At 61.1% G+C, this 16,755-nt stretch carries 25 protein-coding genes; 17 read left to right on the top strand and 8 right to left on the bottom strand.

Annotation, left to right across the window (positions count from 1 at the left end; translation table 11 throughout):
- Positions 1-64 precede the first annotated feature (64 nt).
- Positions 65-442 (top strand): hypothetical protein, encoded by a 378-nt coding sequence (locus tag ATN38_RS14775; protein ID WP_007726560.1) that lies wholly within the window; start codon positions 65-67, stop codon positions 440-442.
- A 24-nt stretch (positions 443-466) separates the two neighbouring features.
- Here ATN38_RS14775 and ATN38_RS14770 read toward each other — a convergent pair whose 3' ends face one another.
- Positions 467-769 (bottom strand): MerR family transcriptional regulator, encoded by a 303-nt coding sequence (locus ATN38_RS14770; protein WP_003943719.1) that lies wholly within the window; start codon positions 767-769, stop codon positions 467-469.
- 358 nt (positions 770-1,127) lie between these two features.
- Here ATN38_RS14770 and ATN38_RS14765 point away from each other — a divergent pair, with 358 nt between their 5' ends.
- The 5 genes from ATN38_RS14765 to ATN38_RS14745 all read left to right on the top strand — a co-directional run bounded on the left by ATN38_RS14765 (position 1,128) and on the right by ATN38_RS14745 (position 3,347).
- Entirely contained in the window at positions 1,128-1,286 is a 159-nt protein-coding gene (locus ATN38_RS14765) for a hypothetical protein (RefSeq protein ID WP_003943664.1), read from the top strand.
- An 84-nt stretch (positions 1,287-1,370) separates the two neighbouring features.
- Entirely contained in the window at positions 1,371-1,916 is a 546-nt protein-coding gene (locus ATN38_RS14760; protein WP_003943731.1) for a Dps family protein, read from the top strand.
- Between the two features lie 73 nt (positions 1,917-1,989).
- Complete coding sequence (locus tag ATN38_RS32775) at positions 1,990-2,124, top strand: hypothetical protein (protein ID WP_003943674.1); 135 nt, start codon at positions 1,990-1,992, stop codon at positions 2,122-2,124.
- A gap of 48 nt (positions 2,125-2,172) precedes the next feature.
- On the top strand, positions 2,173-2,844 hold the full coding sequence (locus ATN38_RS14750; RefSeq protein ID WP_003943739.1) for an ANTAR domain-containing protein: 672 nt from the start codon (positions 2,173-2,175) through the stop codon (positions 2,842-2,844).
- A gap of 185 nt (positions 2,845-3,029) precedes the next feature.
- Entirely contained in the window at positions 3,030-3,347 is a 318-nt protein-coding gene (locus ATN38_RS14745; RefSeq protein ID WP_003943622.1) for a WhiB family transcriptional regulator, read from the top strand.
- A gap of 9 nt (positions 3,348-3,356) precedes the next feature.
- Here the strand turns inward: ATN38_RS14745 and ATN38_RS14740 are convergent, their stop codons facing one another.
- The gene (locus tag ATN38_RS14740) at positions 3,357-3,794 is read right to left on the bottom strand and encodes a hypothetical protein (protein ID WP_037131043.1); all 438 of its coding nucleotides are present in this window, start codon (positions 3,792-3,794) and stop codon (positions 3,357-3,359) included.
- Positions 3,795-4,031: 237 nt separating this feature from the next.
- On the opposite strand from ATN38_RS14740, the gene ATN38_RS14735 reads away from it, so the two are divergent.
- Together ATN38_RS14735 and ATN38_RS14730 are read left to right on the top strand one after the other, a co-directional pair.
- Positions 4,032-4,466: an anti-sigma factor gene (locus ATN38_RS14735; protein WP_003943620.1), complete on the top strand. Its 435-nt coding sequence runs from the start codon at positions 4,032-4,034 to the stop codon at positions 4,464-4,466.
- Positions 4,463-5,245, top strand: coding sequence for a SigB/SigF/SigG family RNA polymerase sigma factor (locus tag ATN38_RS14730; protein ID WP_003943639.1), 783 nt, complete (start codon positions 4,463-4,465; stop codon positions 5,243-5,245). Before ATN38_RS14735 ends, ATN38_RS14730 begins: the two co-directional genes overlap by 4 nt.
- Before the next feature lie 16 nt (positions 5,246-5,261).
- Here ATN38_RS14730 and ATN38_RS14725 read toward each other — a convergent pair whose 3' ends face one another.
- Positions 5,262-5,510 (bottom strand): hypothetical protein, encoded by a 249-nt coding sequence (locus ATN38_RS14725; RefSeq protein ID WP_003943680.1) that lies wholly within the window; start codon positions 5,508-5,510, stop codon positions 5,262-5,264.
- 330 nt (positions 5,511-5,840) lie between these two features.
- Here ATN38_RS14725 and ATN38_RS14720 point away from each other — a divergent pair, with 330 nt between their 5' ends.
- From ATN38_RS14720 to ATN38_RS14710, 3 genes are all read left to right on the top strand, one after another.
- A complete protein-coding gene (locus ATN38_RS14720) occupies positions 5,841-6,278 on the top strand; it encodes an STAS domain-containing protein (protein WP_058038940.1) in 438 nt (145 codons plus the stop codon).
- An 87-nt stretch (positions 6,279-6,365) separates the two neighbouring features.
- Positions 6,366-7,343, top strand: coding sequence for a YihY/virulence factor BrkB family protein (locus ATN38_RS14715; protein ID WP_204856239.1), 978 nt, complete (start codon positions 6,366-6,368; stop codon positions 7,341-7,343).
- A gap of 316 nt (positions 7,344-7,659) precedes the next feature.
- Positions 7,660-7,863: a cold-shock protein gene (locus tag ATN38_RS14710; RefSeq protein WP_003943666.1), complete on the top strand. Its 204-nt coding sequence runs from the start codon at positions 7,660-7,662 to the stop codon at positions 7,861-7,863.
- 130 nt (positions 7,864-7,993) lie between these two features.
- On the opposite strand, the gene ATN38_RS14705 is transcribed toward ATN38_RS14710, so the two are convergent.
- The gene (locus ATN38_RS14705; protein WP_003943717.1) at positions 7,994-8,233 is read right to left on the bottom strand and encodes a CDGSH iron-sulfur domain-containing protein; all 240 of its coding nucleotides are present in this window, start codon (positions 8,231-8,233) and stop codon (positions 7,994-7,996) included.
- Here ATN38_RS14705 and ATN38_RS14700 point away from each other — a divergent pair, their 5' ends adjacent.
- Positions 8,234-9,283 (top strand): iron-containing redox enzyme family protein, encoded by a 1,050-nt coding sequence (locus ATN38_RS14700; RefSeq protein ID WP_136472452.1) that lies wholly within the window; start codon positions 8,234-8,236, stop codon positions 9,281-9,283.
- Here ATN38_RS14700 and ATN38_RS14695 read toward each other — a convergent pair.
- Positions 9,240-9,938 carry a HemK2/MTQ2 family protein methyltransferase gene (locus ATN38_RS14695; RefSeq protein WP_037131016.1) on the bottom strand — a complete coding sequence of 233 codons (699 nt, stop codon included), beginning with the start codon at positions 9,936-9,938 and terminating at the stop codon, positions 9,240-9,242. The genes ATN38_RS14700 and ATN38_RS14695 overlap by 44 nt on opposite strands.
- 109 nt (positions 9,939-10,047) lie before the next feature.
- Here ATN38_RS14695 and ATN38_RS14690 point away from each other — a divergent pair, with 109 nt between their 5' ends.
- The 5 genes from ATN38_RS14690 to ATN38_RS14670 all read left to right on the top strand — a co-directional run bounded on the left by ATN38_RS14690 (position 10,048) and on the right by ATN38_RS14670 (position 14,051).
- Positions 10,048-10,815, top strand: a complete 768-nt coding sequence (locus tag ATN38_RS14690; protein WP_204856238.1) for a GAF and ANTAR domain-containing protein — start codon at positions 10,048-10,050, stop codon at positions 10,813-10,815.
- A gap of 233 nt (positions 10,816-11,048) precedes the next feature.
- The gene (locus ATN38_RS14685) at positions 11,049-11,753 is read left to right on the top strand and encodes a glycosyltransferase family 2 protein (protein ID WP_042452319.1); all 705 of its coding nucleotides are present in this window, start codon (positions 11,049-11,051) and stop codon (positions 11,751-11,753) included.
- Entirely contained in the window at positions 11,750-12,688 is a 939-nt protein-coding gene (locus ATN38_RS14680) for an acyl-CoA dehydrogenase (protein WP_208689803.1), read from the top strand. The genes ATN38_RS14685 and ATN38_RS14680 overlap by 4 nt, the downstream gene beginning before the upstream one ends.
- Positions 12,682-13,440, top strand: a complete 759-nt coding sequence (locus ATN38_RS14675) for a PIG-L deacetylase family protein (RefSeq protein WP_003943643.1) — start codon at positions 12,682-12,684, stop codon at positions 13,438-13,440. The genes ATN38_RS14680 and ATN38_RS14675 overlap by 7 nt, the downstream gene beginning before the upstream one ends.
- Positions 13,437-14,051, top strand: a complete 615-nt coding sequence (locus ATN38_RS14670) for a class I SAM-dependent methyltransferase (protein WP_007726541.1) — start codon at positions 13,437-13,439, stop codon at positions 14,049-14,051. The genes ATN38_RS14675 and ATN38_RS14670 overlap by 4 nt, the downstream gene beginning before the upstream one ends.
- Positions 14,052-14,103: 52 nt before the next feature.
- Here ATN38_RS14670 and tatA read toward each other — a convergent pair whose 3' ends face one another.
- From tatA to ATN38_RS14655, 3 genes are read right to left on the bottom strand one after another with little or no spacing between them, the layout of a single operon-like run.
- Positions 14,104-14,280 (bottom strand): Sec-independent protein translocase subunit TatA, encoded by a 177-nt coding sequence (tatA, locus tag ATN38_RS14665; RefSeq protein ID WP_218748171.1) that lies wholly within the window; start codon positions 14,278-14,280, stop codon positions 14,104-14,106.
- Positions 14,280-14,951 carry a Rid family hydrolase gene (locus ATN38_RS14660; RefSeq protein ID WP_076948780.1) on the bottom strand — a complete coding sequence of 224 codons (672 nt, stop codon included), beginning with the start codon at positions 14,949-14,951 and terminating at the stop codon, positions 14,280-14,282. Before ATN38_RS14660 ends, tatA begins: the two co-directional genes overlap by 1 nt.
- 39 nt (positions 14,952-14,990) lie before the next feature.
- Positions 14,991-16,571 carry an FAD-dependent oxidoreductase gene (locus tag ATN38_RS14655; RefSeq protein WP_003943721.1) on the bottom strand — a complete coding sequence of 527 codons (1,581 nt, stop codon included), beginning with the start codon at positions 16,569-16,571 and terminating at the stop codon, positions 14,991-14,993.
- Positions 16,572-16,755: the final 184 nt, after the last annotated feature.

Genomic DNA, 16,755 nt, shown 5'->3' with positions numbered 1-16,755 from the left:
CTGCGAACTGATCTCCTCGACATAGCCGTGCAATGCTGCATCGGCCCAGAAAGACAGGCCGACCATGCCCCTCACGATGAAGTACTCCGAAACCTACAACGACGCTCTCATTGCGCTCGCTGCCGCTACTCATCGGCCGGCCAACGTGGTGAACCTGTTCGGCGAGTACGCCATTCGTGTTGACCTCGAATACAACCGGTTCCTTCTGGCGACCAATACCGCGGCTGGACTCTCCGATCGACCCGACAACGGAGAATCATGGCTGGTGCGGTTCTTCCAATCCGAGAACACCGACACTCCGGATCGCCTCCTCGCGGAGGCGTCGCATCAATGGTTGGTCGATGCTTTGGACGCCGCGCTCGAACAGATCGCAGCGGCAGGGAACAAAATCTCCGCCGACGCGGACTTCGGCGACCCTACCCGCACCGAAACTCCATCCTGAACGGCATCGTCTCGAGCAGCACCACTAGTCCCCCTCGGCGGTCAACTGGCTGATTCGAGCCGCTAAGACTGCATTCTCGGCCTCGAGGGACAGAATCAGACGAATACCGACGAGATTGACTCCGTCGTCGATCAGCGCGGTGATTCGTCCGAGCGTATCCAGGTCGGCCTCGCTGTACCGGCGCGTACCGCCATCGGTGCGGGTTGGTGTGAGCAAGCCCCTTCGCTCGTAAAGGCGCAGCGTCTGAGGTCCTACCCCGGACAGTTCAGACATCACTGAGATCCCGTACACGCCGCGCAGCGCCCGGGTCTGGGATTCCGACGTCACTGGAACCTCCTAGTTCGGTGTCGGCTGTCTCAATCGGCGTCACCCGACCTTAGCACCATCACGCAGTGAATCTGACGCCCAGGACATAGATTCAAGCGTGTCCAGGACCACTGACAACAAGAATCGTCGAGCAGAAAAGGCGTGAAATGGCAGATCAAAGCCGATTTCGACAAGATTGCACAATGCGCTTTCCTTCGCCCGCGAATCGAAGTAGCCTTGCCAATTATCTACATCGGCTGATATAGATTTTGTAGCACCTGAAAGCGCCATAACTGGAGCTCGAAGGCGCAGAACACCCAGACGTCGGAGTCGGTGGTTCAGCCGACTCCCTCACGGCACACTCTTCACCGGGAGCAAGATGACGACGATCGACATCCCGCCCACACAGGGCGAGAGCACCACCGGCATCGGAATCACTGTCGCAAGTGCGACTTTGACAACCGAAGAGGTCAAGCGCCGAATCGCGATGATGTACGGCGACCCGGTGACAGAGGAGCCAGTAGCACTCGCGCACTGAACCTGACCGACACGCGATCCGATTGACGATGGCGCGAGACCGCCCCACTGGAGGGCGATCCCCATCAAGACGAGAGGAAAACATATGTCCGAGTTCACCGTACCGGGACTGAGCAGCGCAGACGGTTCGTCCGTCGCCGATATTCTGCAGGAACGCCTCAGCGCCTACAACGATCTTCACCTCACGCTCAAGCACGTTCACTGGAACGTCGTGGGCCCCAACTTCATCGGCGTGCACGAGATGATCGACCCCCAGGTGGAGTTGGTTCGCGGCTACGCCGACGATGTGGCCGAACGTATCGCGGCACTGGGTAACTCGCCCAAGGGCACTGCGGGAGCAATCGAGCGCGATCGAACGTGGGACGACTACTCCGTCGGCCGAGACGACGCTCGTGCGCACCTCGCTGCGCTCGACCTCGTCTACACCGGGATCATCACCGACAGTCGCACCGCAATCGACAGCGTCGGCAAGATCGATCCGATCACCGAGGACATGTTGATCGGCCAGACGGCGCAGTTGGAAAAGTTCCAGTGGTTCGTTCGTGCTCACCTCGAGAACTCGGGTGGCAGCCTCGTACACGAAGGCGCGTCCACCGAGCAGGATGCCGCAAATGAGGCGCGTCAGAACTGACGCACCGTCCGCGGTTTCGGCCGATCGGGGGTCGGCCGAAACCGCACTCCCCACAACAGGAAAGGGCAAGAGCATGTCTGCGGACTCGCGCGGCACGTCGACACAAACACGTCGCGAGTATCAGATGTTCGTGTTGCAGCAGCGTTTGTTGTTCGGATCGATCGTGGCAGGCACCGCCCTTGGAGTTCTCGCGATCAACTACTTCTGAAATATCAGGGGCCGCAACCGTCGAAGACAGGACAGAAACGACACAATCATGAGTTCGAGCACTCTCCGCTCGATCGTTCGTAGCGATCGATTTGCGGCAAGCAGTTCTTCTCTTCTGCTCGTGGACAGCGATTTTCGTATCCAGGGCGCAAACGACGAATACCTTGCCGTATCCGGTCGCAGCCTCGATCAATTGCACGGAGTGGAAGTGTTCGAAGCCTTCCCCGACAATCCCGACGACTCGTTTGCCGATGGAATCTTCTCGTTGACAACGTCATTCGAGCGCACGATGCACTCCCGAACTCGGGACGCACTGCCGACTCAGCGTTACGACGTGCGCGACGAGCGCGGGAGCGGGATGTTTGTCACCCGCTATTGGAATACGGTGAATTCCGCCGTCACCGATGATGACGGCAGAGTCATCGGTGTGCTTCATCGTGTATACGAGGTTCAACGACCGCTGGCTCAGCAGTCCAGTTCGGCGTCAGACGTCCTCACCCGCCTTCGCGCGGAAAATGACGAACTGAGAAGAGCTTTGGATTCTCGGCCCTTGATCGAGCAGGCCAAGGGATTACTGATGGCCGAGCGTGAGTGCTCGGCCGACCAAGCCTTCGACTTTCTGGTCCAGATGTCGCAGGAATGGAACGTCAAGGTGCGCGACATCGCCGGTGGTCTTGTCGCCGCAGCAGAACGACGTGCCGTGGATCAAAAGAATTCCTGACGACCGGGATTCAAAAGTTGTACGGCTGGGTAATGACCGACCAGAGGTACCCCCGAAATCTTCCCCCTCGAGGGAGGAGCCTCGAAGGTCCCGCCGGTTCAGGCCGGCGGGACCGAGCTTTGCCTTAACACCCGACCTGGATCCGCGATCCGAGTCGAGTTCGTCACGCAGCGAAGGGAACGTCCATGTTCATGCGCTCCTACACATCTCCCAGGCCCCTTGCCGACGAGTGGGATTGGCAACTGTCCGGCACCTGCCGCGACACCGACCCCGCTCTGTTCTACGACGACACGAACGAGCGCGGCTCCAGGCGAGCGAAGCGCGAGAGTTCGGCGAAGCTGGTGTGCGCCAGATGCCCTGTCGTGCAGAGATGCCTGGTGCACGCCATCCAGACCGGGGAACCCCACGGTATCTGGGGCGGCATGACGGCGACCGAGCGAGAATCGCTGCGCAAAGCTCGAACTGAACCACTGATCAGTGCCGCGACGAGCTCACGAGAGTAGGTAGGAACCTCAGGGCCTGGCCTCGTGGTGCCGCAAACCGTGCGTGCGGCGTCGCTCCTTCATCTCGGCTTCGAAGAGGTGCGGCACTCCGCCTGCCAGCTTGTCGCGCACCACTTTCTCGCATTCACGAAAAAACGACCAGTAGTTCTCGTCGAACTCTTCGACCAACTGGAAAGTCCAGCGCCCCTCGACCACGTTCCGGCCGATCAACTCGCCCTCGACCTGATCGGCCAGGTCGTCGTTGCCGCTGGATCGCAGTAGCTCGACGACCTCGTCGAGCATCAGATCGGCATGCCCTATCAGCTGATGGAAGTCGTACAGGGCACCGCGTGCCCGTTCCACCGTTTCAAGGGCGTTCGACAGCACTCCTGCCGCCTTCACCTCGTCATCAGTGACACCTTCCGGTCGTATGTGTACGGGGATCTGTCTGTCCGAATGGGTGTCCATGAAGCGGCTGTACCCGAACGACGCGAAAATGAAAGATGAGGATTCGGTACGTCCGCACCACAGGTGATGTGTCTCACAATTCATCCTCTAGTTCGGGTAAAGAGGGTTAGTTCGCCGGGCGAAGGGTAATCCAAGGCCATGAATACTTCCGGGGTAGAGATGGCTGGCACGCACGGCCGGTACCGGTCCTTGCCTCGGTCCGCCGGAATTACGCCACATCTACCTACAGGAAGCCCCTTGATCCCTCTGTCGAGTCCGACCGAAACCGAACTAACTCACGACTCCATCGCCTCGCTCCGCGTCCGCGCGTCGTACTCTCAACTTCCCACTCTGCGCGGAATCACCCGAACGGTTGCCAACAACACCGGACTCGATGTCGACGGAACAGCCGACCTTGCTCTGGCGATGGACGAAGTCGCGAGCATCCTCATCGGCCACGCGATACCGTCCAGCGACTTGACCTGCCGATTCGACACCGTCGGCCGCACACTTCGGACCGTCGTGTCCGTGATCGCGCACTCCGAGATACCCGACAAGTCGCACAGCTTCGGATGGTTCGTTCTCGAAGCGCTGGTCGATTCCGTCCGCTTGGAACAGTCGGAAATCGACGCGGACGGTCACATCACCCTGACGATGACGCTTGAAAAGGGCTTGCCCCAGGAGCGTGCGTGACCGCTGTCCCACCGGACAAGAAGGACCAGTACGAAACAGCTGTCGAACTGTTCGTCTCGATGGCCTCGCTTCCGCCGAATGATCCCAGCCGAGAAAAGATCACCACCTCGATCATCGAACTGTGCCTACCCCTGGCCACACACGTCGCTCGCCGATACCAGGGGCGTGGCCAGCCTTTCGAGGACTTGGAGCAAGTTGCTCGTGTCGGGCTCATACAGGCCGTGCAGCGATTCGACGTCGACAAAGGATCGGATTTCCTGTCGTTCGCCGTCCCGACCGTCATGGGTGAGGTTCGCAAGCATTTTCGCGATCACGGCTGGTCCGTGCGAGTGCCTCGTAGCCTTCAGGAACGGCACCTTGCCCTCAACCGGGCGCTCACGACTTTGTCCCAGACGCTCGGCCGTGCACCGACAGTCGCGGAACTCGCCAAGGAACTCGACATCGAACCGGACGAGGTCGAACAAGGTTTGACCGCCGGTAATTCGTACCGAACCACACCGCTCGACACCGCGTCCGCCGGCGACGGGAGTGGTCTGACTCTGATAGACACTTTGGGACAGTACGACGAAGCGATCAGTCGGATCGACAATCACGAAACCCTGCGGCCCGCGCTCCTGGCACTACCGGAGCGCGAGCGCACGATCGTCGTTCTCAGATTCTTCGGCCATCTCACCCAATCCCAGATTGCCGAAAAGGTCGGCATCTCTCAGATGCATGTATCCAGAATCCTCACTCAGTCACTGAAGCAGCTACGCACCGAGATGGGTGAAATCTTCTGAAGGTACGTCTCGAGGATCAGATGTATTCCTGTGCAAGACGTTCCAGCTCGTCTCGATCGATGAGACCGGGCTGGCCGATGTCGAGGGCCTCGAGATACTTGTTGGCGAGGCGGTAATCGTGCCCCCACCGGCCGTGCTCGCCGTCCTGCTCGGTGCGCTGCACACTGGAACCGGGCGGAACCTCGTCCCGCAAACCGTTGGTCTCCGCGCCGATCAGTGTGTCGAGCTTGGTCGAGATGGCCGTGAGTGCATCGCGGTCGTTCATCTGATTCCCTTCGTCCGGTGACGCTGATCTTCCACCATACCGAAGCGTCGAGCCAAAAACATTGCACCGCTTAATATTCGACCTCTCACCTGGACCGATTCACGCCCTCGAGCTACACTGAACGGTACCGAGGTTGAGAATACAGCCGGGGTTGAAGCCACTGGCGCTCGGTTCGCATCAAGGCTCTGGATCAGGTGAGTATTTCCTGCGCACATCTGTACTGTTCATTTCCATTGAGCTCTAAAGCTTTCCACGCCTGGACGCATTCACTTTCCGCGCCGCCAGATCGGTCGTCAGCCTTTCGATGAAAGCACACAGACCGGATCTGCCATGAATCTGAATGAACTCGACCACACACCGATCGATTCCATCGATCCCTCAACACAATTGGGGCCGATCGTGGAAACGCATGGTTTCGCGGCCTGGCGGATAGCGCCCTCGACAGTCTTGATCCAGGTCGACGTCGACCTCGACAAACTCTCCGCCCCAGCACTACGAGAACTTCTCAACTCGTACGCTGCGGAGTGGTCTCGCGTCATTCTGGACTTGTCCAACTCACTGTTCGTCGGTGCGGTCTGCCTCGAACTGTTCGCCGAGCTGAACTCCCGTTCGCGAGCCAACGACTTCCAGTGGGCCGCGATCGGGTCACACCCGCTTCGACGCTTGCTTCGCGCGGCGCGGGCGGAAGAGGAATTCCCGGTCACCAACTCTGTCGAGGGAGCAATGCGCGCGCTCGACGAAGCAGAGAAGTCACTCGAAGCCTCCTGACGCGACGGCTGCACCGGCGTCGAGCGCCGGGCGCTCGCAGCGACTAAGGTTCGTCGGGCTGTCCGACGAGCTGAGAGAGAACCGAGAATGACAATCGCCAAGCGCCTCGATGCCTTGCAACAGAAGCATCCGGCCCTGGGGTTCCCGATAGCGGTCCTCTACAAGTTCCTCGACGATCAAGGTGTTTATCTAGCCGCGCTGATCGCTTACTACGGCTTCGTCTCGCTCTTTCCTCTTCTTCTGTTGCTCTCGACCATTCTCGGCTTCGTGCTGTCGGGCAACCCTGAGCTTCAGCAACAGATCTTGGACTCCGCGCTGCATCAGTTTCCGGTGATCGGTGACGACCTGGGCAATGCGCAACAGATCGGCGGCGGTGTCACAGGTCTGGTGATCGGAATCGTCGGTGGTCTCTACGGTGGCCTCGGTGTCGCTCTGGCTTGCCAGAACGCGATGAACACGGTGTGGTCGGTGCCCCGAAACATGCGACCGGATCCCATCCGCGGGCGTCTCCAAGGGCTACTACTCCTCGGCACGATCGGTCTCGCGATCTTGGGGACCACCGCTGTCTCCAACATCGGCGGTGCGCTTCATCTGGGCGGTTCGTTCAGCTTCCTGCTGACCCTTGCGGTAGTCGTCTTGAATGCGGGCATCTTCATCGTCGCTTTCCGGCTCACCTGCGCCCGCCCGCTCTCGGTAGCCGATGTGGCACCTGGAGCGATCGCCGCTGCTGTTCTCTGGCAAGCACTTCAGTCCTTCGGTGCCCTCTATGTGACCTCTGTGGTGCGGGGTGCCTCCACCACCAATGGCGTCTTTGCCATCGTTCTGGGTTTGTTGGCCTTCTTGTTCCTCGCTGCAGCCTCGATCGTCATGTGTGCGGAAATCAACGTCGTGCGAGTCGACAAACTCCATCCGCGGGCGTTGTTGGCTCCGTTCACCGACAACACCGAACTCATCGAAGGCGATCGGCGCACCTTCGCCGATCAAGCAAAAGCACAACGCGCGGTTCCCCACGAGAACATCCATGTGACGTTCGACGGGCACGCCAAACCCGACGATTCGGACTGATCTCGACCCCGATCGAGTTGGGTATTTGGTCCCCTCCTCGGTATCGGGGTGGCATTCTGCGCCGCGAATCCAGATTTAACACAGGTGTTGTCATTTCGCGCTGCATCGAAGGGACGAATACATCACAGCAGGTAAACGCGCATAGTTGAACAATCACCTGCTTCCGACGTGGTCCCGGAACGGGACAAAGCCGTCAAATACTGCAACTCGCCATGCATGTAATTGGAGACAGAAAAAGAAGAGCATGGCAGGATCAGGTGTGAGACCGGACTCTCGATGGGAGGGCTCGGCTCGATGGATCCAGGAGAATTTGGTTATGGCTCAGGGCAGTGTCAAGTGGTTCAACGGTGAAAAGGGCTTCGGATTCATCGAGCAGGAAGGTGGCGGACCGGATGTGTTCGTTCACTACTCGGAGATCCAGGGCAGCGGCTACAAGTCCCTCGACGAGGGCCAGAAGGTCGAGTTCGAGATCGGACAGGGCCAGAAGGGCCCCCAGGCTCAGAACGTTCGCGCCATCTGAGTTCGATCCCAGTCTGACTTCAGACTGAAAAGGCTGGACGCTGCACCGCATGGTGCCGGCATCCAGCCTTTTCTTGGTTTCCGGGTCGTCTTGGTTCACGGGTCGGGCTTGTTCCGAATATTGGCACCGGTTACGTCGCTCGCGCCCGCTTCTTCTTGTGGGAGCTGTCGCAGAACGGCGCGATGCCGGTCCGCCCACATCGACACAATGCAACCGTAGAGCGCTTGTTCTCTATCGGGGTTCCGTCGTCACGGAGCAACTCGAAGTCACCACGCACCAGCAGCGGGCCGTCCGTGCAGGCGGTTATGGTGGTGTTGTTACCGGGAACACTCGGTGTTTCGGCAGATGACGATTCGGGAAACGCGGTCATATGTCCTCTTCAGTTCTCGATTCGGCCACTGGCGTGCCCACTTCCATGCCTGTTCCACAGGCCCGCGGCCCACTGAGCGCCACTCTCGTTTCCATTCTGCGCTCCTCGGCCGATCCGAGGGAGATTACGGCTGCCGCTGACGCGTACGAGGATGCACAGTCCACCGACCTCACCTACGACATTCTTCGTGACGACGACGCTCAGCTGACCCTGACGCTCCTCTACGAGCTTCATTTGCAGGGAATCGAGAACGTCTCGGACAAGTGGGAGTGGAATCCGGACCTGCTCGCGGTGCGGTCTCGGCTCGAAGAGCGTTTCGAGTCCGCCATCGCGCAACTCGTGGGGACAGTGGAGTCGTCTGGCGACGTCGTGGCCGACCTCTGGTCGCTGACCGCCCCCAGTGCAGGCCCAGGTCTTGCGTCCTTCATGGCGAAAGATGCAACGATCGATCAGTTCTCGGAGGTGCTGATTCACCGTTCGCTCAATCAGCTCCGCGAGGCGGATGTGCACACCCTCGGAATTTCGCGTCTCTCCGGTGCCGTCAAGGCCGCCCTCGTCGAAGTGCAGAGCGACGAGTACGGAGGCGGTCGCGCAGAGCGAATGCATTCGCGTCTTTTTGCCGACACCATGCGGGCTGTAGGTCTTTCGGACCGCTACGGCCACTACATCGATTCTGTTCCCGCGGTAACGTTGGCGTCGTTGAATGCTCTCTCGCTCTTCGGTTTTCATCGCCGCCATCTCGGAACGCTGGTCGGGCACCTGTGCGCTGTCGAGACCACGTCTGCGCTGCCGAGCAAACGATACAGCGCAGGACTGCGCCGACTCGGATTCGGTTCGGGCGCGACACTGTTCTACGACGAGCACGTGGAAGCGGATTCCGTTCACGAACAGATCGCCGTTCGGGACCTTGCCGGCGGTCTCGCTTCTTCGCAGCCGCACCGCACTGATGACATCTTGTTCGGCGCCGCAGCGTGCCTGGCGTTCGACGATCTTCTCGGCGATCACCTCACATCGAGTTGGGAGAAGGGCAAGACTTCGTTGCGCGAATGATCACGAGTTGTTCGATTTCCTGACCGGTGGTGATCAACCCTCGTGCCTCGAGCATGGTGCGCCTCTCGCGCATCACGGGCCCGAAGGGAACGTACTTCCGGGCTGAAATCTCTACGGCCATACCGTGTTCTTCGAGTATCGCCTCGGTCTTGTCGACCCCACACAGCACCGATTGCAGGAGAAGCAGTGTGCCGCCCGGGACGAGCACCTCGTGAACGGTGGCTGCGATCCTGTCGATGAGGGCGCGTCCGTCCTTTCCTGCGTCCCAAGCACGTTCGATTCCAGCGGTAGGGAGATCATCTGCAAGAGCAGGGACGTACGGCGGGTTGGAGATCACCAGATCGAAGAGTTCGCCGTGCACCGCCTCGGTGAGGTCGCCACGACGGGAGTCGATCGAGGTTCCGTTGAGGATCCCGTTGAGACGAGCATTGGCACACGCGCGGCGAGATATGTCGACCGCGACGACGTGGCCTGCGCCTGCCGCGGATGCCGCGACAGCGAGGGCGCCGGTCCCCGTGCACAGATCCAGCACCCGACTGCGAGCGGTGAGGCGCTCGAACAGCAGCGCATCCGCCAGTAACGACGTGTCGTGTTGCGGTGGATACACACCAGGTAAACGCAGGATCATCATCGGCTCCTCTTTTTCAGGCGACATCGCACATCGCTGCGTGCGGCTACCCAGGAACCTCGGATTTCATGCAACATCGAAGCAAAGACCGCCTGGAACGGTTACATCGCCGCAATTTGCGGAGTAGACCTGAATCATGACAGGCAATGCGGACACCCCAGAGGGAGCCGCGGCGTTTGCTTCCGCAGCAGATTCGCTCGACACCCTCGCCGAAGCGATTGCCGGACTCCGGTCCACTCTGAACACGGACGCGCATCTCGACTCCATGCTCCAACGTCTGGCCGAGACGGCGGTCAAAGCGCTGCCGGATGCCGATGCTGTCAGCGTGACGGTGCTGTCCGCCGATGGCCCACGAACTGCTGCATCTACCGCGGACTACCTTTCCGCGATAGACGATGCCCAGCATTCCGCCGATCGTGGTCCGTGCGTTGACGCCGCGCGCACCATGTCGTCGGTTCGGTCGAAGGTGGGTGATCACGACGACAAATGGCCGGAATTCACCGCCGAGGCCCGGAAACAGGGTGTCCGGTCCTACTTGTCCGTGCCGCTCACCATGGGCGAAGGAAGCACCGAACTTCTCGGCGCGTTCAACGTCTACGGATTCGCCTCGACAGAGTTCAAGCCCTTCGACGAAGAGTTGATGAAATTGTTCACCGCCGGTGCGGGCGCGGCGATCGCAGATTCACGACGCTGGCGTCAGGCACACGAGCACATCGAACAGTTGCACTGCGCCATGGAATCTCGTGCCGAGATCGAACAAGCCAAGGGCGTGCTGATCGCCATCCACGGCATCGACGCCGACGAAGCATTCAGCCGACTCGTTCAGCAATCGCAGCACACCAACGTGAAACTGCACGAGGTGGCCCGGATGCTCGTCGATTCGGTGCGCCACCGCCGGTTCTGAAGATTCTTCGGTGCAAAACCCCGTTTTGCACCCGAAAGCACAGTCGCAAAACCCCGTCTTGTACCCCGCCGGCACATCTCTCAAACGTATCCAGAGATGTTTCACCGAAACAGTTTTCGACCTGCACGGCTGCTGGCGGTCGCGCGGCGGCACCCGTCCGAAATGTGGTTATCTGTTGAGAACCGGGACGAAAGAAGACCCGACCGTACCAGGGTGAGGAAAGGATCGTCACTGTGCCAATCGACCAGGTTCTTGTCGTAGTTCCCGCCCACAACGAAGCCGAAGACCTCCCCAATTGCCTTCGTGCACTCGCAACAGCGGCGTCGGCTTGCGTTGTCCCCGTCCGAGTGGTTGCCGTCCTCGACAACTGTTCGGACGGAACCGCGGGGGTCATCCCCGACGGGGTGGAAGTACTCCGCGTCGAGCATCAGAACGTCGGCCGTTCGCGAGCGACGGGTTTCTCTGCGTTCGGCTCGGATTTGGGGGCCTCAGCGTGGTTCGCCACGACCGATGCCGATTCGGTGGTCGGCCCCACCTGGATTGCGCGCCAATTGGAGTATGCGCGTACTGCGGACGTCGTCGCGGGCACCGTTCGCATCGCGGACTGGGAAGGCCATCCGCACTCCGTTCGCGAACGGTACGAACGTATGTACCACGCACACCCCTATGGTCGACACGGTCACGTCCACGGTGCCAACCTCGGTGTCCGCGCCGATATGTACTGGGACGTCGGAGGATTCTGCGATCTCGAAGAAGACGAGGATGTCGATCTCGTCCGGCGGTTGAGCGAGGCCGGTGCCTGTATCGCGTGGGCAGAGGACATTGCGGTCACCACGTCTGCGCGTCTCGACGGCCGAACTCCGGGCGGCTTTGCCGGACATATCCGTAACCTGGGTGGTACGACCGCCGATAACGAAGAAGCGGAGCTGGCACGATGAAACGACTACACACACTCCTGGACGCAGGTGGACTGTACTTGCCGCTGCCCGGCGGCGGCGCGACGGCCGCACGGTGGACCTCCCTGGCAGAGCTCACACGGGAGAATGTGGTTCTCGGCCGGATGGCTGAGGCTCACACCGATGCCGTCGCGATACTCACCGAACTCGACGGACCGGATCCCGAACCCGGGCAGCTGTGGGGAGTGTGGGCGGCCGAGCCACCCGAACCTGTGGTGAATGCGTCTGAGCACGTGGGGATCTGGACGCTCACCGGTCGCAAGTTGTGGTGTTCCGGCGCCAACACCTGCACGCATGCACTGATCACCGCCTTGGTCGACGGTGTCCCCTCCCTCTTCGCGGTCGAGCTCGGACTACCTGGGGTGCATCCCGTTCCCGATTCGTGGAAGGCCGTCGGTATGGCCGAAAGCGACTCCAGCGCGGTCGACTTCGACATGGTTCCGGCCATACCGGTCGGGACGGCAGGCGACTACCTGAGCCGCCCGGGGTTCTGGCACGGCGCGATCGGCGTGGCTGCATGCTGGTACGGCGGCGCCTGCGGCGTCGCTGATCCGTTGTACGACAAGGCTGCAAGCAGCGAAGACCCCTACGTACTCGCACACCTCGGCGCGGTCGATGCAGCGCTCGCCGCAGCGCGCAACGCGCTCGCAGTCGCGGCGGCCGAGATCGATGCGGATCCCTTCGACGAAAATGCCGAGGCCATGCAGCGGGCACTCCGTGTGCGCGCAATTGTCGAGCGCGCCGCTACCGAGACCCTGGATCGGGTGGGACGCGCTCTCGGCGCCGCACCGCTCTGCATGGACGCCGCGCACGCCGCACGGGTAGCCGATCTCACCGTCTACTTGCGGCAGAGTCACGCCGAGAAGGATCTCGCCGAGCTGGGCCGGATTGCAGCCAAGGGGAAACGGCCGTGGTGAACTCGAAACTGTTCGCGCAGAAACCTGTCGACGACGGCGGTACTCCCGAATCGACATGGCGGGAGTGGGGAAGAAGTTTTCCGGAACTGGATCTCACCGGATGCTCACGATTGATCATCGTCGCTCCCCATCCCGACGACGAAATACTCGGTCTGGGCGGAACCGCTCTTCTGGCAATACTTTCCGGCATCAGTGTTCAGGTCGTATCTGTCACCGACGGCGGAGCTTCGCATCCCGATTCACCGACCGTGACTCAGCCCGAGATGGAACGCCGTCGACGGTCCGAGTCGGATCGGGCAGCGCGTGTCCTCGGAATTCCCACACCGGTTCGATTGAGCATCCCGGACGGAAAGATCGGCGAGAACCGACAGGAGTTGACCGACCGCCTCAGCTCGATTCTCGGTGATTCCTCGGCGGATACCTGGTGCGCCTCCACGTGGCGCGGGGACGGCCACCCGGACCACGAAGCCACCGGAGACGCGGCGGCGAGGGCGTGCGCGGACACTGGATCGCGCTTGATCGAGTATCCCATCTGGGCGTGGCATTGGGCCGCGCCGGATCATGCGGCAGTCCCGTGGGAAAGAGCACGAAAGGTGACCTTGCCCTCCGACGTTCAGGCTGCGAAATCTGCTGCCACCAATGAGTTCACTTCACAGATCGCTCCGCTTTCCGATCATCCCGCGGATGCACCCATCCTCCCCCGCCACGCGATGGAACGATTACTGAGGCCGTACGAGACGGTGTTCGTATGAGCGATCGTGAACTCCCCGCGGATTACTTCGCCAAGATGTATGCCGCACAGTCCGACCCATGGGATTTCGAATCCCGCTGGTACGAGCAGCGGAAGTACGCACTCAGTGTCGCTATGCTCCCGAAACCTCGATACCGTCGCGCATTCGAACCGGGGTGCTCGATCGGGGTTCTCACCGAGAAGTTGTCCGAGCGCTGCGACAGCGTTCTCGCCACCGACATCGTCCCGACCGCACTCGAGAGCGCTCGTGCGAGGCTTACCGGACATGACGCCGAATTTCGGCTCTGGGCCTTGGGTGACGACTGGTCCGAAGAAACCTTCGACCTCGTCGTCATCAGCGAAGTCGGCTACTACCTGACCTTCGAAAAGCTCATCGAGGCAATGCTGCAGGTCGTCGAGCATCTCGAGCCTGGCGGAACGCTGCTGTGCGCCCATTGGCGTCACGTCGTGCCGGAGTATCCGCAAAACGGTGACGCTGTTCATTCGGCTGTGCGCCAGACGCCGGGGTTGGCGCAGTTCGCGTCGTACCAGGACGAGGACGTGCTGATCGATGTCTTCGTGAAGGGTCCGCCGTCACCACCGTCGGTAGCTCGTTCCGAAGGTCTGATCTAGTAGACCTGTGCGCGGTTGAGGAGTGTGGGGGCTCCTCAACCGCGCACGGGGGTCAGGCTCGCTGCTCCAACGCGAGGTCCGTATCCGACTGCAGTTCACCGACTTCGGACTTCAGGATCCGCATCGACCTGCCGAGGCCCCGGGCCGCGTCGGGCAGCTTCTTCGAACCGAACAGCACCACGAGCACTACTGCGACGATCGCCCAGTGAGTCGGGCTGAGCGCGCCCATCAGGCGGGTTCCTTGCCGTCGGGGTACACCGCATCGACCTCTACCTCGACGAGCCAACCGGCAACGGGCAGTCCGGCAACCTCGAGGGCGAAGCGGGTGGGCCGGGCGCTGTTTCGCTCGATCGGAGCGATCGGCTCGGCCGTGCCCATCGGCACCAACTCGGTGTCACCCGTGTCGAGATTGGTGTTGGCGAAGAACTGCCGGTACGCGCGATTCCATCCTGTGTAGTCGGCCTTGTCCGATCCCGGCGCGTTGTCGAGGAAGACGCGCATCGTCACGACGTCTTCGAGACTCAATCCCTGTGCTTCGAGGTTGTCGCGGATCTTCTTGAGTACGTTGATGCCCTGCGCCTCGGTGACGGTGACACCGGCCGGCAGAACACCGCCGGAAAACTGACCGTCGATGTACGACTCCGGCGAACCTTCCGGCGCCGCCTTGTTTCCTGCCGACGGGCCGATGCCGCTGGTCTTGTAGATTGCGGTGTCGCCGCCGATCGCGACGCCCTGAGCGATCATCGGGTTTGCCTGCCCCGCTTCGAGAATCGATTTCGAGACGAACGAACTCGATGCGGTCTCGGCGTCCGCCTCGTCAGACGAGCAGGCAGTGGCGAAGCCCAGTAGCGTAGTGGCGGCGAATGCCGCTGCAAGGACCTTGGTTCTGCGAGATTTCATGATGTGACCTCCAGAGAAAGTGATGGAAAACGAAGCACGTCAGGCAGTTTGCGCAACACGCTGATGCAGGTGGGTCACGACGTCCTGCGCGGACGTGAAGGCCCCGTGCTGCCAGGCGATGGCATTGGAGAGGTGATCGCCGGCGAAGTAGATCCGGTCGACGGGTTCGAGCAGCTTGGTGTACTCGGGAGTTGCCATGCCGCCGTGGGAATCTCCCGCGCCGGCCCATGATGCCCAGGCGGATTCCGAATACTTGGTGCGACGCCAGCTTCCGGAGAAGGACGACGAGATGTCGCGAGTGTATTTGTCGCCGTGGATTTCTGCGCCTTCGGCGATGGCCTTTGCCAGCCGCTGACGGTGGGTGAGCGATTCGAAAGCCTGTTGACGCTTACCCGAGCTGTAGTACGCGACGACGACGCCGCGGTCGGAGTTGTAGTGATCGTAGGGGAACATGATCTGGGAGATGTCGCGGTCGGTGTTGGACGCGCCACCGTAGATGCGGTCCTCGGTCTCCCACCACCGACGCGAGTATTCGATACCGAGCTTGCCCGACGACGACGGCTTGGCTGCATCCAACGCGAGCAGGATGTCGGAGGGCAGGTTGTTGTTCAGCCGCTTGATCAGGTGCGGTGGGATCGTGCAGATTGCGTAGTCGGCGGTGATCGACTTGGATTTGCCGTCGACGACGTAGTCGACGGTGACGCCTTCCGGCACGTTCTTCATGCCGCTGACCTCGGCGCCGAACTCGATGTTGTCCATCCCGATCGCGTCCTGGAACTTGTAGTAGATCCGGTCCATGCCACCGACGGGGGTCATCATCGTCATGGCCTGGTCGTAACCGAACTCGAAGGAGAATGCACGCCCGATGCCGCCCTGGATGACATCGCTCATCCCGAATGGTTCGATCTCGGTTCCGAAGTTGAGGCCGGCGCCCGGCTCCGCGGAGTGCCCTCGACGCGAGGATCCGACGTAGCGGCCGTCGCTGGAGAGATCACCGAAGTCGGTGAGGAAGGACGAGAGTGCTTCTTTGTCTTCCTTGCTCAAGACCTGGTCGAGAGCGCCCTGATTGGTGGCCTTCTGCAGCAGCTCGGACATGTATCCGTAGGTGTCGGCTTTGGCTGCTCGGTAGGTGATCGACTGATTCGCCAGCGGCTTGTTGCCGGTGTAGTTGACGAAGGTGTTCGCGTTCTGGTTTCCGAACATCTGCAGTTCGACGCCCAGTTCGCGGCAGTAGTCGATGGTGTTGTGATTTTGCGGAATACGCGTCGCACCGAGGTTGTAGAAGTGCCCTTCCGAGAACGTACAGGTCTGTGTCTCACCGTTCAGGTCGGTTTCTTCGGTGCCGTTGCGGATCGACCACACCCGACCACCCGGGCGGTTGCGTGCTTCGAGGACGGTGACCTTGTATCCGGCCTTCTGCAGTTCGTAGGCAGAGCACAGCCCGGACGGTCCGCCGCCGAGGATCACGACGGAGTGATTTCCCTTGACCTTTCCGATCAGGTCACCCGCAGCAGGTGCCTGAAATCGCCTCGGCGTCGACGCCACTGCCGGCGCCAGGCCGATGGACGACATAGCACCGAGTGCCAGGCCGGCGCCGCCGGTGATTCCCAGGCTGCGCATGAAAGATCTACGTGTGTATGGCATTCGAGCTCCCCAGTGTGCTCCCGGTGACCCGGGTGGTTGGTGTTGAACACAGACTTCAGGAGCGTTGGGTCCGGAACTTGACGCACAGGAAACAGTCAGTGGGGACCGAGTGAGAAACCTGCGAGCATCAGCATCGGGCTCTCTCACCCGAGTGCGATCA

Origin of the sequence: Rhodococcus sp. FH8 (assembly GCF_019266085.1) — a bacterium.
Classification (GTDB): Bacteria; Actinomycetota; Actinomycetes; order Mycobacteriales; family Mycobacteriaceae; genus Rhodococcus_F; species Rhodococcus_F qingshengii.
The sequence above is the reverse complement of the archived record's forward strand: the minus strand, read 5'-3'. Positions and strand labels throughout refer to the sequence as shown.

What these genes read in the sequence shown, in the direction of transcription:
- ATN38_RS14775 (WP_007726560.1), top strand. Translation starts at nt 65, where the DNA reads ATGCCCCTCACGATGAAGTACTCCGAAACCTACAACGACGCTCTCATT.
- ATN38_RS14765 (WP_003943664.1), top strand. Translation starts at nt 1,128, where the DNA reads ATGACGACGATCGACATCCCGCCCACACAGGGCGAGAGCACCACCGGC.
- ATN38_RS14760 (WP_003943731.1), top strand. Translation starts at nt 1,371, where the DNA reads ATGTCCGAGTTCACCGTACCGGGACTGAGCAGCGCAGACGGTTCGTCC.
- ATN38_RS32775 (WP_003943674.1), top strand. Translation starts at nt 1,990, where the DNA reads ATGTCTGCGGACTCGCGCGGCACGTCGACACAAACACGTCGCGAGTAT.
- ATN38_RS14750 (WP_003943739.1), top strand. Translation starts at nt 2,173, where the DNA reads ATGAGTTCGAGCACTCTCCGCTCGATCGTTCGTAGCGATCGATTTGCG.
- ATN38_RS14745 (WP_003943622.1), top strand. Translation starts at nt 3,030, where the DNA reads ATGTTCATGCGCTCCTACACATCTCCCAGGCCCCTTGCCGACGAGTGG.
- ATN38_RS14740 (WP_037131043.1), bottom strand. Translation starts at nt 3,794, where the DNA reads ATGGACACCCATTCGGACAGACAGATCCCCGTACACATACGACCGGAA.
- ATN38_RS14725 (WP_003943680.1), bottom strand. Translation starts at nt 5,510, where the DNA reads ATGAACGACCGCGATGCACTCACGGCCATCTCGACCAAGCTCGACACA.
- ATN38_RS14720 (WP_058038940.1), top strand. Translation starts at nt 5,841, where the DNA reads ATGAATCTGAATGAACTCGACCACACACCGATCGATTCCATCGATCCC.
- ATN38_RS14715 (WP_204856239.1), top strand. Translation starts at nt 6,366, where the DNA reads ATGACAATCGCCAAGCGCCTCGATGCCTTGCAACAGAAGCATCCGGCC.
- ATN38_RS14710 (WP_003943666.1), top strand. Translation starts at nt 7,660, where the DNA reads ATGGCTCAGGGCAGTGTCAAGTGGTTCAACGGTGAAAAGGGCTTCGGA.
- ATN38_RS14705 (WP_003943717.1), bottom strand. Translation starts at nt 8,233, where the DNA reads ATGACCGCGTTTCCCGAATCGTCATCTGCCGAAACACCGAGTGTTCCC.
- ATN38_RS14700 (WP_136472452.1), top strand. Translation starts at nt 8,234, where the DNA reads ATGTCCTCTTCAGTTCTCGATTCGGCCACTGGCGTGCCCACTTCCATG.
- ATN38_RS14695 (WP_037131016.1), bottom strand. Translation starts at nt 9,938, where the DNA reads ATGTCGCCTGAAAAAGAGGAGCCGATGATGATCCTGCGTTTACCTGGT.
- ATN38_RS14690 (WP_204856238.1), top strand. Translation starts at nt 10,048, where the DNA reads ATGACAGGCAATGCGGACACCCCAGAGGGAGCCGCGGCGTTTGCTTCC.
- ATN38_RS14680 (WP_208689803.1), top strand. Translation starts at nt 11,750, where the DNA reads ATGAAACGACTACACACACTCCTGGACGCAGGTGGACTGTACTTGCCG.
- ATN38_RS14670 (WP_007726541.1), top strand. Translation starts at nt 13,437, where the DNA reads ATGAGCGATCGTGAACTCCCCGCGGATTACTTCGCCAAGATGTATGCC.
- tatA (WP_218748171.1), bottom strand. Translation starts at nt 14,280, where the DNA reads ATGGGCGCGCTCAGCCCGACTCACTGGGCGATCGTCGCAGTAGTGCTC.
- ATN38_RS14660 (WP_076948780.1), bottom strand. Translation starts at nt 14,951, where the DNA reads ATGAAATCTCGCAGAACCAAGGTCCTTGCAGCGGCATTCGCCGCCACT.
- ATN38_RS14655 (WP_003943721.1), bottom strand. Translation starts at nt 16,571, where the DNA reads ATGCGCAGCCTGGGAATCACCGGCGGCGCCGGCCTGGCACTCGGTGCT.